Origin of the sequence: Streptococcus mitis, from assembly GCF_001579045.1 — a bacterium.
GTDB classification, from domain to species: domain Bacteria; phylum Bacillota; class Bacilli; order Lactobacillales; family Streptococcaceae; genus Streptococcus; species Streptococcus mitis_D.
Window position 1 is genome coordinate 267,932 of sequence record NZ_KQ970261.1, and the last position, 13,918, is coordinate 281,849.

Consider the following 13,918-nt stretch of genomic DNA (forward strand, 5'->3'; position numbering starts at 1 on the left):
TTTTATCCCTCTTTTTTCTTTAAAACAATGCCCAATCCTGCCAATAAGCCATATCCTAATAAAGCTAGGAGGCTGATTTGACTGCCAGTATTTGGCAATGCTTTTTGTCCAGCTTCTTCTTGGGCTGGAGATAGAACTGCTGGTGCTTGGTAGCTTGGTGCTTGTCCCACAGGTTTCACATCTTGGTTACCAGCCTGACCTGACTCTTGGCCTGGTTCTTTACCTGGCTCTTGGCCTGGTTCTTGGCCCGGTTCTTGGCCTGGCTCTTTACCTGGCTCTTTACCTGGTTCTTGGCCTGGTTCTTTACCTGGTTCTTTGCCCGGCTCTTTGCCCGGTTCTTGGCCTGGCTCATCATCCTTAGGCAATTTATCTAGTGGAAATTCTGGTAGTTCTGGTTGGATTAGACCTTCACCGTTCACGCCACCTTTGAATTCTGGTTGCTCTGGAATGATAGCGTCGTCGATTGTCTTACGTAGCAACAATTTTTGATACTCACGTTCTGCATCATCTTTGGCTTTTCTCGCTTTCTCAGCTTCGTCTTCTTTTTGCTTCACGTCGCGTTTCAAGTCGTCTACGTGTTTGCAGACTTCATCCAATTCTTTTGACTTAGCTTGCAATTCTGCTTCCAGTTTGCCTTTTTCTTGGCTCAAACGAATGGTTTCTGCCAACTTGTCTTTTGCTTTTTGTAGTGCGTCTTCTGCGTCTTTCAACTCTTTGTTCGCTTTCAATCGCTCAATCTTCGCATTTTCCAAGTCTTTATCTTTTTGCTGACTTTCTGCTAATTTCTTAGCCAATTCTTTGTCTGCTTCAGCTTTTGCCTTGCGAGCTTTTTCCAGACGTAATGATTTGGCATTGTCGTCGAGCGTTGCACGTTCCAACTTACGTTTAGCATCTTCAGCTTTTTCTTTGGCTCTTTCAAGCTCTTTGACAGCTTCGGTGCGTTTTGCTTCTTTAGTTGGTGTTTCAGATACTTCGTTTTCCAAGTCAGCAATGCGTTTCTCAATTTCTTGAAGCTCTGTTTTCACGTGTTCCAAGTTGTCTTCAGCTGTCTTCTTATCCGCTTTGGCTTTTTCCAATTCCGCTTCAACTTCTTGTTTGTCTTTCACCGTTGGTGTTGGAAGATTGGCTTTAGAGTTTGGTCCATAGAGTTCGTCAAACTTAGCTTTTTGCGCTGTTGAATCAGTGTCGTCGATATAATCTGCGTCTTTTACATGCAAAACGTGAATACGGAGTACATGGTCCAAACCGGATTCAATCGGATAATCGTCTACGGCTTTACCACCTTTAATCATTGATGTACTCAATCCTAGATTATCGGCAGTTAAGAGACTAAAGAAGTGGCCGTAGCCCCCCGTCAAATCACCTTCTGCGAAGAACACCATGAACGTTTCGGTCACCTGTTCTACTAATGCTCGTTTTGTCATCTTATCCCCACGTCTTACGATTGGCATAAGGTTTTCATAATATTGCTCTGTCGTTTCGACACCTGGCTTTTCAGAAGCCTCTAGCCCTCGTTTTCGTGCAACGTCATTGATGCCTTGTCCAAAATGGCCGTCTTCTTGGTAGTTATTGTCTTTGTAAACTTTTGCGACTTCTTTGGCAAAATCTTTATTATTTGTATTGATTTTTGCCTCTGGCAAGTTCAGTTGCTTACGAAGACTGTTGAGAAGTGTAATGAATCGGTCATTCAATTCATCTACGACATCTTGAGGGAGGTTATTTGGGTCATATTTAACCTCTGTTTCTTCATCTTGAAGTCCATCGGTGGTAATGTTGCGTACAAGTTCTAACCACTTGTCACGAGTACCTTCGTCAAGTTGACTCAATTCTTCCTGTAAACGACGCATTTCTTTACGGTGTTGTTCCAACCAAACGTTGTAACGAGCGCTCCAAGCTTCGTCAGCTTTGTTGATTTGGTCTAGGTCCATACCTGTCATATCTGGGTATGGTTCTGGATATGGTTCTTTGTATTTGCGAATCAACTCTTTTGCTTTGTCTCGCCATTCTGGAGTGAGGACAACCTCTTTTGGATATTGAGCGGTTTTCAGCTTTTCTTCCGCGTCTTTGATGGCTTGTTCTGCATCTTTGACATCGCCTTCTTTTGCTTTTTTATCCGCTTCTTTGTCGGCTTTGTTTTGACGTTCTTGTACTTTCTTAGCTTCACGCGTTTTGTCGTCTTCTTTTGCTTTTTCTAGCTCTGTTTCCGCATCGCGTCTAGCTTGGTCTTTGATACGCACATCTTTATCCGCGTCATCTTTTTCTTGTTGTGCCTTTTCTTTCGCGGCTGGGTCAAAGTCGTCCGTTGCGTCTTTCACTTCTTTGTCAGCCTTTTCAACCCCTGTACGAGCCTTGTCAAGTTCATCGTGAGCACGTTTGGCCTCGTCAGTCTTTTGTTCGACTTGGGTTGCCTTATCTTTGGCATCTACGTCTTTGTCAGCTTTAGCCTTTTCTTTCGCATCTACATCATCAGTTTCATCTTTGATTTTTTCAGGTGTAGCGCCTTTTGCCTTTTCAAGGTCTTTTTCAATGGCTTCTTTCTCAGCTTTCTTAGTGTCTTTGTCTTTTTGCGCTTTGTCAAGCTCGTCTTTGGCTTGACTGGCATCTTTTGCTTTTTGGTCAGCATCTTTAGCGGTATCTACAGCGCGTTTTTCAGCATCAGACAGGTCTTTGTCTGTGACCTTATCATTGACAGTAGCGTTGACCGTGCTTTCAGTTGGGGCTTCTGTAGCAAAGGCTGTTTGAGTAGTTGCAGTGACTCCCAAACCAGCCACTGTAGCAGTTGTTATAATTAGGGACTTTTTCATCCTTATCTCCTTTAGTTTTGATTGACTTGATTATACAGTAAATAATCCCCTTTTTGGATATTTCTACTGAAAACAGTAGAAATTTATACCCCCCCCGGATTTTTCAAAAAAAATCTACTAAAAACAGTAGTTTTTTCCAAAAATGGAGAAATTTAAGTTATAATAAAACCAATAGAGCTCAAGGAGAACATTATGAAATCAAAACACTATGGAGAAATCATTCATAAAATCCGTCAAGATCGCAATATGAGCCTTAAAGAGGCTGCTGGAGATGCTATTACCCCCAACAATCTCAGTCGTTTTGAAAAAGGATTATCAACTGTCAAAGTCGATACTTTTTTTGAAATTTTGAACAGATTTAATTTAGAGTCAATAGACTATGCAGAAGTGTTAAATATTCAAGATAAGGTTGCTCAAAGAGTAAAACAAGTTACGGATGCATTACATAAAAAGGATTTTACCAAAGCCAGACAACTATTAGGGGGAAAAAGTGAGTGGACAAGTGTCATAGAATATTACACCCTAAAATTACTCATTAGCAAATATTCAAGGAGATTGGATGAAGTCACTCCTGATGAACTAGAAGCTATTCATTACTTGATTGACTATATCTTAAGTATAGATACACTTTATATTCGTGATTTTGTTATTGTTAATGTTCTCCTTGATTTTGAAGGTCAATTTTTTGAAGTACAATTCCTTGAATACCTCGAAAATCTAATCGTTAAAGGATTAGATGAGGTTCAATATAGAATTGTAGATTTTACTCACATACATATTCACTGTGGTCTTAATTTGGTTAGGACTTACTCTCGCTATGGCTACTACGATAAAGCTGAAAAACTCATCTATAAGTTAAAACTAATACTAACTCAAGAATCCTACGCTACCATTGCAATACATTCCCTATTTTTTTTGAACATGTATAAAGTATACAATCTACTTCGACAAAACAACCCTAAGGCTATTGAACAAGCTAATAGTCTTCTTCATTACATTGATGCCCAGAACGACCTTTTCCCACTACCATATATGTTTACTTGGAAAAATACATTTATCCAAGAAGTTCAACGACTAAATAAAACGGGCATTCCATTCCCTAAAGAAGATGAAGAATAACTATCAACAGTAGTTCGGAACAAAATATTTACAACTTTAAAGCACCAAAGTCACTTTAGACTCGGGTGCTTTTTTGACTTGATCTCAAAGAAAAACTCACCAACCTGAGTTGATGAGTCCTTAATCTATTTTCTAAATTTCCACTGGCTGTAAATCCCAAAACCGATAATCCAGATAGCTGAACCGATCGCTCCTACAAATGTAGACTCTTGTAAAAAGAGGGTTACAAAGACAAAGACAAAGAAGAGCATGGTTAAGGGATTTAGGAAACGATAATGGGGCATGAGATAACCATCTGCCATAAAGTCTGGTGACTTGCGGTATTTAAGGTGAGCCACCATAATCAAGATATAAATGGCGATATAGACACCAGACGACGATGCCGTAATCAAGGCAAAGGCATCCGAAACACCTGGCAAGACATTGATAAAGGCTGCTAGGGCAATCAAAATTGCTGAAGCGATGATGGCATTTTGTGGCACATTGTGACGAGAAAGAGTATCTGCCTTAATCGCCTTTAAGAATGGATTGGGCGAATCATGGGCAATCTGATACAAATGACGACCTGTTGAATAAAGGGTTGAGTTAAGAGCAGATGCTGCTGAAGTCAAAACGACGAAGTTAATCAAGGCTGCCGCCCACTTGATACCTGCTAACTCAAATACTGTAACAAAGGGAGAATCAGCCGATGCAAGTTCACGCCACGGAATGATAGCCATAATGGCTAAGAGGGCACCACCGTAGAAAAAGGCGATACGCAAAGGAATTTCCTTAACGGCTTTTGGCAAGACCTGGCGTGGATTTTTTGTTTCTGAAGTCGTTACCCCGATAAACTCAATCATGAGGTAGGCAAAGAAAACCATCTGGAAGGCCATGACAAAGTTCACTCCACCATTAGGGAAGAGGGAGAAATTGTCGGCAATATTAGCCAAACTTGCTACTCCATGAGGTGTCTTAAAGCCTGTCAAGACCATAAAGACTCCTGTTGCAATCATGGCTAAAATAGCCACAATCTTGACCATAGCGAACCAAAACTCAACTTCCCCAAAGAGCTTCACCGCGATTAGATTGACCAAGGCTAGAATAGTCAAAAATCCAATCTCAATCATCCAACTTGGCCAGCTAGGGAACCAGAACTGAACATAGTGAGAAATCGCAGTGATTTCCGCCATACCGATAAAGACAACGGATAGCCAATAAGACCAAACTGAGAAATAACCCCAGCCCTTACCTAAATGGCGCGTGATAAAGTTGATAAAGGTATGTTGCTCAGGGTCTTGGTAAAGCATTTCCCCAACCGCACGCATCATGAGGAACATAAAAGCCCCAGTAATCATATAAATCAGTACAATGGAAGGACCTGTTAGGCTGATAGAGCGACCTGCTCCCAAAAAGAGTCCTGTTCCAATTGTTCCCGCAATGGCCATAACCTGCACGTGACGATTGGTCAGGCCACGCTCCATCTTATTTTTTTTCTTCTTTGAACTCATATCGTCTCCAATTCAATTTAAAATGGAAAAAGGAGTGAGTGAAGCGCACTGCCTCCCCACTCCTTTTTTTCTGTTTTAGGCTGTTTTTTCAACCTTTAAGATTTTTACATCATAGCTACCAACAGGTGTTTCAATAGTTGCTGTATCACCTGTTTTCTTGCCAATCAAGGCTTGTCCAATTGGGCTTTCATTTGAAACTTTACCCGCAAAGGCATCCGCACCAGCTGAACCTACGATAATATAAACTTCTTCTTCGTCCTCACCAATTTCTTGGATAGTGACTGTTTTACCAATCGCTACTTCATCTTGAGCAACTGAGTCGCTATTGACGATTTCAGCATAACGGATTTTTGTTTCCAAGCTAGAGATTTGTCCTTCAACAAAGGCTTGTTCATCCTTAGCCGCCTCGTATTCACTGTTTTCAGAAAGGTCACCGTATGAACGGGCAATCTTAATGCGTTCTACCACTTCTGGTCGGCGGACCAATTTCAATTCTTCTAATTCTTTTTCAAGTTTTTCCTTTTCCTCAAGGGTCATAGGATATGTTTTTTCTGCCATTTTTCTCAACTTTCTTCTGATGATATTTTCGAAAGAAAATTATGTGAATTATCACATAATTTTAGTTTGTTTGGTTTAATTTGCTGTTGACATGTTCAGCAACATTGCGGTCGTGGTCTTCTTGATTGTTAGCATAGTAGACCTTGCCATCTGTGACATCTGCTACAAAGTAGAGGTTATCGCTCTTAGTTTGATTGATGCTTGACTCAATCGCATCCAGACTTGGACTATCGACTGGACCAGGCATGAGACCTACATTTTTATAAACATTATAAGGTGAATCAATGTTGGTATCAATCGCAACATCCTCAGCTAGACTGATATTTTGCCCCAGTTTTCCTTGGGCATACAAGATTGCAATGTTACTTTGAAGTGGCATATCACGATTCAAACGATTGTAGAATACACCGGCAATGAGCTTACGATCTTCTGTCTTGGCACCTTCTTTTTCGACCAAGGAAGCAATGGTCAACAACTCATTGACAGTCAAGTTTTTAGATTTGATAGTACTATAGTAAGGAGATAGGTTCTTATCCATAGCAGCTAACATCTCATCAATCAAGCTCTCAATAGTTGTGCTTTCCTTGATAGAGTATGTAGCTGGGAAAAGGTATCCTTCCAAACGATAACGCGCCCCACTTTCCTTTGTAGGCAAGCTTTCAAGTAGACTCGGATATTTGGCAACTTCTTGACTGATAAAGTTCTCATCTTGAACTTTTGCTAGGAAAGCATCCGCTGTCAAAGGCTCTTTGAAGTCACCTTGCAATTGACCTACCGCTTGTGCAATTTGATCAATCGTATAACCTTCTGGAATTGTCAAAGTCGCAAGGACAGGTTCTTGTGGTTCATCTGTTCCACCTTTTTGCAACTCTTTGAGTAAGTCTTCTGTACTCATACTCTTTTGCAAATTGTAGTAACCTGCTTTCAAGTCGGTATAATTTTTATACTTGGCATAAAAGCTAAAAATCAGACCATGCTTTACCAAACCAGCTTTTTCAAGCGTCGTACCGATTTCTTGAACGTTTGAACCGTCAGGAATTTGAACCGTCACATATTTCTTAGAATTAGCATCGATAGGCAATAAAGAATCTACTACGTACTGATAACCAAAGTAACCACCTGCTGAGAGCAAAGTAAGGAATACAAGGAATGAAATCACAAAGGCTTTCACATGTGACTTCTTCTCTTTCTTAGGCTTAACGGGTTTTACTCCTTCTCTACGACTACGACGTGGTGTATCGCTGATGATATCCACTGTTTCTGTAGCAGGCGTAGGTGTTTCTGGACCTGCTTGTTCTGCTTTTTTCTCTGCCGTCTTATAGGAAACAGCTACCCTTGTTGGGGTTTCATTGTATTCTCTTTCAAATTTCTTAGGTCTAACAGGACCTGGACCTGGTCTTGATCCACTTTCTTCCGCTGGAGAAGAAGGTACATCTTGACTTGGATGACTTGGAACACCAGGAGTTTCTCTTTGAATCTCATCTGCTGGAGAAGCTGGTACATCTTGACTTGGGTGAGTAGGCACGGTAGGAGCTTTTCTCATAATCTCCTCTACCGTTGACAAGGAATCAGCCATGAGTTCTTCAGCTGAAGGTTCATTTGCAGGAGTGCGAACTACTGCCTTATCTTCTTTCAGAACTTCATCATAGCCTTTTACTTTTTCTAAATCTCTCAGAATCTGCTCTTTAAAGCTTAATTTCTCTTCTTCTCTTGACTTTTCACTCAAAAGTTTTTCCTCCTTGTTGACAATCCATAATATTATATCTTAAAAGTCCAAGAAAAGCAACCTATGATACTTTTCCTAGCTTATTTTTTCGTTTCCCATACCATATCATACCAAGTTTCCCCTGCAAAGGTTGACTGAGAAAAGCCTTCATTGACAAATCCATGTTTTTCATAGTAGGGGATGAGATAGTCATGGCAGGTGAGGTTAATGCCTTCTCTCTTATCCTCAAAAGCAACTTCTTTCAAGGCTGTCAGCAATTTTTGACCCAGTCCGAGGCCCTGTGCTTCTTTGGCAATAGAAAGACAGGTCACAGAGATATAGCCACCAGGCTCATGACTATAATCTTCTATCTCTTCTGTAAAAGACTGGTCTTGCAGATGGCGGTGGGGGCCAACTGGCCCTTCGATATAACCCATGATTCTACCTTCTTTTTCTGCAACCAGAAAAGAGGTCTGAATTTCTCGCAAATGCGCCTCAAAAACAGTGCGAGGAATGGCTTCTTCGATCGAAAAATTTTCTAGTTCAATCTCAACGATACGATCCAAATCTTCTAATCTTGCTTGTCTGATTTTCATTGTGCCTCCAGATAAAAGGGATTAAACCAAATCATACTAAAACTCTGGCTAGTTTCATAAAGAGAAGTTTCTTCATCAATAAAACCGTTCATTTCAAAATAGGAAAGCAGCTCAGAAGGACTCTCCAAACGAATAGCTTTGTAATCCAGCTCAACTGCCACCTCTTTCAAGGCTGCAAGAAGAAGTGTTCCCAAGCCCTGTCTCTGATGGTCAGCCTCAATGACTAAAGAATGTACTTTTAGACATTGCGGATTGTCTGACTGGGGACTTGATAGAATATAGCCTAAAAGTTGATTTTCATCCCTAGCTAGAAGAAAGGTATCCGCACACTTACGGATACTTTCTTCTAAAATATGGAAAGTCAGCTGCTTTTCAGCTGGAAAAGACGAAGTTTGAAGTGCCTCTATCTCAGCCAAATCAGACTTACTTGCCTGAATGATCTTAATTGGAATTTCCATGAGAATAACCTATTGAACATTACTGGTCAAGTTTGACAAGAGACGCTCAAATGAGTATTCATAGGTTTGGATGTCCCCTGCTCCCATAAAGACGTAAACAGCATTGTCATGGTCTAGGAGTGGAGAAACATTTTCAACAGTGACCACTTGGTGTTTTTTGTTGATTTTTTGGGCTAGGTCTTCTACCTTAACGTCACCATGATCTACTTCACGAGCTGACCCATAAATTTGCGCTAGGTAAACCGCATCTGCTTGGTTCAAAGCGTGAGCAAAGTCATCTAACAAGGCAATGGTTCTTGTAAAGGTATGCGGTTGGAAGACTGCTACAATTTCCTTGCTTGGGTATTTCTGACGAGCCGCATCCAAGGTCGCAATAATTTCTGTTGGATGGTGGGCAAAGTCATCAATAATTACTGTATCATTGACAATTTTCTCAGTGAAACGACGCTTAACACCTGCAAATGTTTTCAAGTGTTCACGCACCAAGTTCAAATCAAAGCCTGCTGTGTAAAGAAGAGCAATAACGGCTGTCGCATTCATGATATTGTGACGACCAAAGGTTGGGATGTGGAATTGCCCCAAGTCTTGTCCACGGAAATGAACCGTGAAGGTTGAACCAGTTGTAGAACGAAGAAGTTCGCTAGCTACAAAGTCATTACCTTCTGCTTCAAAACCATAGTAATAAATTGGTGCATCAGACGTAATTTTACGCAATTCTGCATCTTCACCATAGACAAAAAGACCCTTGGTAATTTGTTTGGCATAGTCGTTAAAGGCATTGAAAACATCCTCGAGACTTGTGAAATAGTCTGGATGGTCAAAGTCAATGTTGGTAATAATAGAGTATTCTGGATGGTAAGGCATGAAATGACGCTCATATTCGTCAGATTCAAAGACAAAATATTTGGCATTGGCCGAACCACGACCTGTCCCATCCCCAATCAAGAAGCTGGTGTCTGTGATGTGAGACAAGACATGAGACAACATACCTGTCGTTGAAGTTTTTCCATGTGCTCCTGCTACTCCCATGCTAACAAAGTCACGCATAAAGCTACCTAGAAATTCATGGTAACGTTTGTAGCTGATGCCATTTTGGTCCGCATAGGCAATTTCAACGTTGTTATCTGGACGAAAGGCATTTCCAGCGATAATTTCCATATCACCGTCTAGGTTCTTTTCATCAAAAGGAAGAATAGTAATTCCTGCCTGCTCAAGACCACGTTGAGTAAAGTAGTACTTTTCAACATCTGATCCCTGTACCTTATGCCCCATTTGGTGCAACATCAAGGCCAAGGCACTCATCCCTGATCCCTTAATTCCGATAAAATGATATGTCTTTGGCATGTTTTCTCCCCTATTCTGTAATTCTTGTCAGATTCAACTCTTGGGCAACCCGACGTTCTTGTTCTGTTTGTTTACTTTTTTTATTGTAGATTTGGCTCTTCTTCAGAAAATCATAGTTGTTTTTCTTTGGAGCAGGTGCTGACACTTCTTCATTCTTGGTAGGGATAGAATGAACTTCTTCCGCCAAGATATAATGAGACTGGGTCAATTTTTGGCTATATTTGACAAATTCACCAGGATTTTCCTTTTGGAAAGGAGCTGTCGGTTGGTTACCCTGTCTAACAAGGCCTGATTTAGAATGACGTCTCGTACGGCTGAAATCCTGAGTTAGGTAGTTAGCAGAGCGTTTCTTTTTCAAGTCTGCACGCGCTTCTTCACGCGCCACCTCCGCATAGCTCTTTCCTTCTTTTTTAACCCCTAAAGGAGCCTTTTTAGGTTTCTCGACTTGCTTTTCAATCGGTTTTACTGGCGCCTCTTCAGTAGTAGGAGCCCATTCTAAATAATTTTTATCCCGATATTCACCCTTGATATTACTGATCAAATCAGACTCATCATACAAGTTCATGACTGGCATTTCAGTCAACATGACCTCGTCATCTGACACCAATGGAAATCGTTCTTGTTTCATTTTCTATTTCCTTTCAACACTTCATTATAGCGTATTGTCTTGATTTTTCAAGTGCTGGCTTCAGAAATTCCCAAAATTTCTCTAATTTCTGCTAGGGTTAGACTGCCACGTGACTCTGTGCCATCCAATACTTGTGACACCAGATGTTTCTTTTGCTCTTGGAGTTCCTGAATTTTTTCTTCAATGGTTCCCCTGGTCACCAAGCGATAAACCTCAACCGTTTCTTCCTGACCCATCCGATGGGCACGGCCAATGGCTTGCGCCTCCACCGCAGGATTCCACCAAAGGTCAACCAAAATAACCGTATCAGCACCTGTTAGGTTCAGACCAACCCCACCCGCCTTGAGGGAAATCAGAAAGGCATCTCTTTCCCCTTGGTTAAAGGTTTTGGTCATATCTTGTCTTTCCTTGGCTGGGGTTGAACCCGTAATTTTAAAGGAAGTCAAGCCCAAGTCTGGCAATTCTTGTTCTATTTTCTCCAACATTCTCTTGAACTGCGAGAAAATCAAGACACGGTGTCCACCGTCTGCCACCTGTACCAGCAGGTCTCGGAGACTATCCAGTTTACCACTGGCTCCCTGATAATCCTCCATAAAGAGGGCAGGAGTGTCACAGATTTGGCGCAAGCGCATCAGACCTGATAAGATTTCCACACGACTTCGCTGAAATTCCTGATCTGACACTTGAGCTAGACGGTCCCGCATCTGTTGCAACTGGGCCAGGTAAATAGCCTTTTGCTGGTCTTCCAGTTCATTTTTATAAACCACTTCAATCAAGTCTGGTAATTCAGTCAGAACTTCTTCTTTCTTGCGCCTCATAACGAAAGGCTTGATAAACTGAGCCACGCGCTCGGCTGGCAATTTCATAAATTCTTTCTTGCTTGGCAAAAGTCCTGGCAAGACGATTTGGAAAATAGACCACAACTCACCCAGATGGTTTTCAATAGGAGTTCCTGACAAGGCAAAGACCGACGGCACCACAAATTGTCTCAAGGTCTGGGCAATCTTGGTCTGGGCATTTTTCATGACCTGAGCCTCATCTAAGAAAAGGAAGTCAAAGGCCATTCCCTGATAAAGCTCACTGTCCTGACGGAAGGTAGCATAGCTGGTCACATAGATTTGATGGCTCTCAGCAAGAATCTCTTCACGACTAGTTTTCAGACCATGCACAACAGCCACATCCAACTGTGGGGCAAATTTCTGAAATTCATCTGCCCAGTTGTAAATCAAACCCGACGGAGCCAAAATCAAAACCCGACTTTCTTTTGTCACTTGACTGGTCAAAAAAGCAATGGTCTGCAGGGTTTTACCAAGTCCCATATCATCAGCCAAAATCCCACCAAAACCATAATGATGGAGCATTTGTAGCCAGCCGATTCCCTTTTCCTGATAATCTCGCAAATCAGCCTGAACCTGAGTTGCTTGTCTAGGAAAGTCCTCTGGATGCGTCAAATCATGGGCCAAATTCTGGAATTCCTGTGAAAAAGAAACACGGTCACGCCCCTCAAAAAGATGAGCTAAACTGTAGGCCAAGGATTTTCGAGCCTGCAAGGAGCCATCTTTTAGTTCAAACTGCCCCAGCTCCTGTAGATTTTGACGAATTTTCTTGGTTTCTTCATCGAAAAAGTAGACTTGATTGGACGAATCAATGTAAAAATCTTGATTGGCAACCAAGGCTTGCATGGCTTGGTCGATTTCCTCTTGGGCGATATCTTGAAAATCGAACTGGATTTCCAAGAGACCTCCCTTGGAAGCAATCTGCACTTGAGGACTCGCTAGGCTATAAAGCTCTTCTAGCTTATCTGAGAGGTCAACATTTCCGAGTTTTTCAAAGACTGGAATGATTTCATGGAAAAAATGATAGACAGACTCTGCTTTTAAGGCCTGACGCCAAGATTGAAAGTCTGCTTCAAAACCAGCTGCCAAACAGACTTGGAAAATTCTTTCTTCTAAGTCAGCATCACTCGAAAAAGGTAATTCTTCTAGCTCTTGTCGGCTAGATACCTTCCTGTCTCCATAATCAAACTGAATTTCTAAACGAATCCGATTGTCCTCTTCCCTGTCAAAGTAAAAAGAGGGCGCAAAGGATTTGATTTGTAAGCGTTCTGGAGCTGAAACGGTGCCCATCTGGCTAAAAAGAGTTAAACAAGAAGCCAACTTATCTCGGTCACTGCTATCAAATTGCAGATATTTCTTTCCCTGTTGAACCAAAGGCAACGCTTTTATTTCCTTGAGAAGACGCATCTGCTGATCTGTTAGAAAATAAACCTGTCCTTTATGGAAAAGCACAGCTCCCTGATAAAAGACATTGACCCTGGGGCTCTCGCTGATCTCCATTTCAAAATAGTCAGAGTATTCTGTTACTGTAAAGGCAAAAAGATTAGCATCCGCATTCATATCCTGAAAAAGTAGGGTTTGGTAGCTATCCACTTGGTGGTCAAATTGAAAATGGGGCAAGGTCATCAGTAAATTCACACCCTGCTCAAAAAAGGTCAGAGGGAAAAAGAAGTGTCGACCTTGGTTTTGGAAAAAGAGATCTGAAGCCAGTCCTTCTTGCGTTAACCCCCGCAAGAAAGTAAGAAGTTCTTGGCTGGCTTCATCAAAGTCTTCCCAAGATAGAGACTCCTCATAAATCTTGCCAATCATATAAGACTTTCTCTGCTCGACAATTCTTAAAAAGAGTGGAATATCCCGAATGACGTAGTATTTTTGGCTATTGATTTGCCCGATTCTCAGAGTCCACAAGATATGATTGGTTCCTGCTTCCACCTGTCCCACAGCCGATAACTCATAGGAGCGGTCTGATTTTGGAGACAAGATTCGTTCTAAAAATTTGCCACCCAAGGTCACCTTGGTTTCAACAGCCTCTTTTTCTTCATGCCCTTCTTCCAGACTCTGCAAGATTTCCTGACCACGCTCATCATTTTTCAGAAAATGCTCTAGCGCTGCCAAATGCACACAGTAGCCCCTCTTTTGGAAAAAATCGCAGGCACAAAAAACCAAATCATCCGCTAAACTATAGCGCAGTTCTTCTTCTGCAACGCGAGCATAGAGCCGATTGTTCTTTTCCTTGATGATATCAACCTTACCAGTTTCATAAAGGGCAACGCCTTCGATACGAACTTTCCCCGGAATCAATTTAGCCATATTTTTACCTTTACCTTATCTTTTTATTATACCATATTTTCCCCTATGAAAATAGCCTTCTAGGATGACT

General features: G+C 41.5%; 10 protein-coding genes. 1 reads left to right on the forward strand and 9 read right to left on the reverse strand.

Annotated features, from left to right (window positions below):
• Positions 1-2 precede the first annotated feature (2 nt).
• The gene (locus SMIDD28_RS01285) at positions 3-2,804 is read right to left on the reverse strand and encodes an SEC10/PgrA surface exclusion domain-containing protein (protein WP_061424113.1); all 2,802 of its coding nucleotides are present in this window, start codon (positions 2,802-2,804) and stop codon (positions 3-5) included.
• 192 nt (positions 2,805-2,996) lie between these two features.
• Here SMIDD28_RS01285 and SMIDD28_RS01290 point away from each other — a divergent pair, with 192 nt between their 5' ends.
• Positions 2,997-3,923, forward strand: a complete 927-nt coding sequence (locus SMIDD28_RS01290; RefSeq protein WP_061424115.1) for a helix-turn-helix domain-containing protein — start codon at positions 2,997-2,999, stop codon at positions 3,921-3,923.
• Positions 3,924-4,048: 125 nt separating this feature from the next.
• On the opposite strand, the gene SMIDD28_RS01295 is transcribed toward SMIDD28_RS01290, so the two are convergent.
• From SMIDD28_RS01295 to SMIDD28_RS01330, 8 genes are all read right to left on the reverse strand, one after another.
• Entirely contained in the window at positions 4,049-5,413 is a 1,365-nt protein-coding gene (locus SMIDD28_RS01295; protein ID WP_061424117.1) for an amino acid permease, read from the reverse strand.
• 75 nt (positions 5,414-5,488) lie between these two features.
• Complete coding sequence (greA, locus tag SMIDD28_RS01300; protein WP_000818768.1) at positions 5,489-5,971, reverse strand: transcription elongation factor GreA; 483 nt, start codon at positions 5,969-5,971, stop codon at positions 5,489-5,491.
• 61 nt (positions 5,972-6,032) lie between these two features.
• Positions 6,033-7,697 carry an endolytic transglycosylase MltG gene (gene mltG / locus SMIDD28_RS01305; protein WP_061424119.1) on the reverse strand — a complete coding sequence of 555 codons (1,665 nt, stop codon included), beginning with the start codon at positions 7,695-7,697 and terminating at the stop codon, positions 6,033-6,035.
• A gap of 80 nt (positions 7,698-7,777) precedes the next feature.
• Entirely contained in the window at positions 7,778-8,272 is a 495-nt protein-coding gene (locus tag SMIDD28_RS01310; RefSeq protein ID WP_061424121.1) for a GNAT family N-acetyltransferase, read from the reverse strand.
• Positions 8,269-8,730 carry a GNAT family N-acetyltransferase gene (locus tag SMIDD28_RS01315; RefSeq protein ID WP_061424123.1) on the reverse strand — a complete coding sequence of 154 codons (462 nt, stop codon included), beginning with the start codon at positions 8,728-8,730 and terminating at the stop codon, positions 8,269-8,271. The genes SMIDD28_RS01310 and SMIDD28_RS01315 overlap by 4 nt, the downstream gene beginning before the upstream one ends.
• 9 nt (positions 8,731-8,739) lie before the next feature.
• Positions 8,740-10,074, reverse strand: coding sequence for a UDP-N-acetylmuramate--L-alanine ligase (murC, locus tag SMIDD28_RS01320; RefSeq protein WP_061424125.1), 1,335 nt, complete (start codon positions 10,072-10,074; stop codon positions 8,740-8,742).
• Between the two features lie 10 nt (positions 10,075-10,084).
• Entirely contained in the window at positions 10,085-10,702 is a 618-nt protein-coding gene (locus SMIDD28_RS01325; protein ID WP_061424127.1) for a divisome accessory protein ZapJ, read from the reverse strand.
• 47 nt (positions 10,703-10,749) lie between these two features.
• Positions 10,750-13,848, reverse strand: coding sequence for a pilus expression-regulating Snf2 family helicase (locus tag SMIDD28_RS01330; protein WP_061424129.1), 3,099 nt, complete (start codon positions 13,846-13,848; stop codon positions 10,750-10,752).
• Positions 13,849-13,918 lie beyond the last annotated feature (70 nt).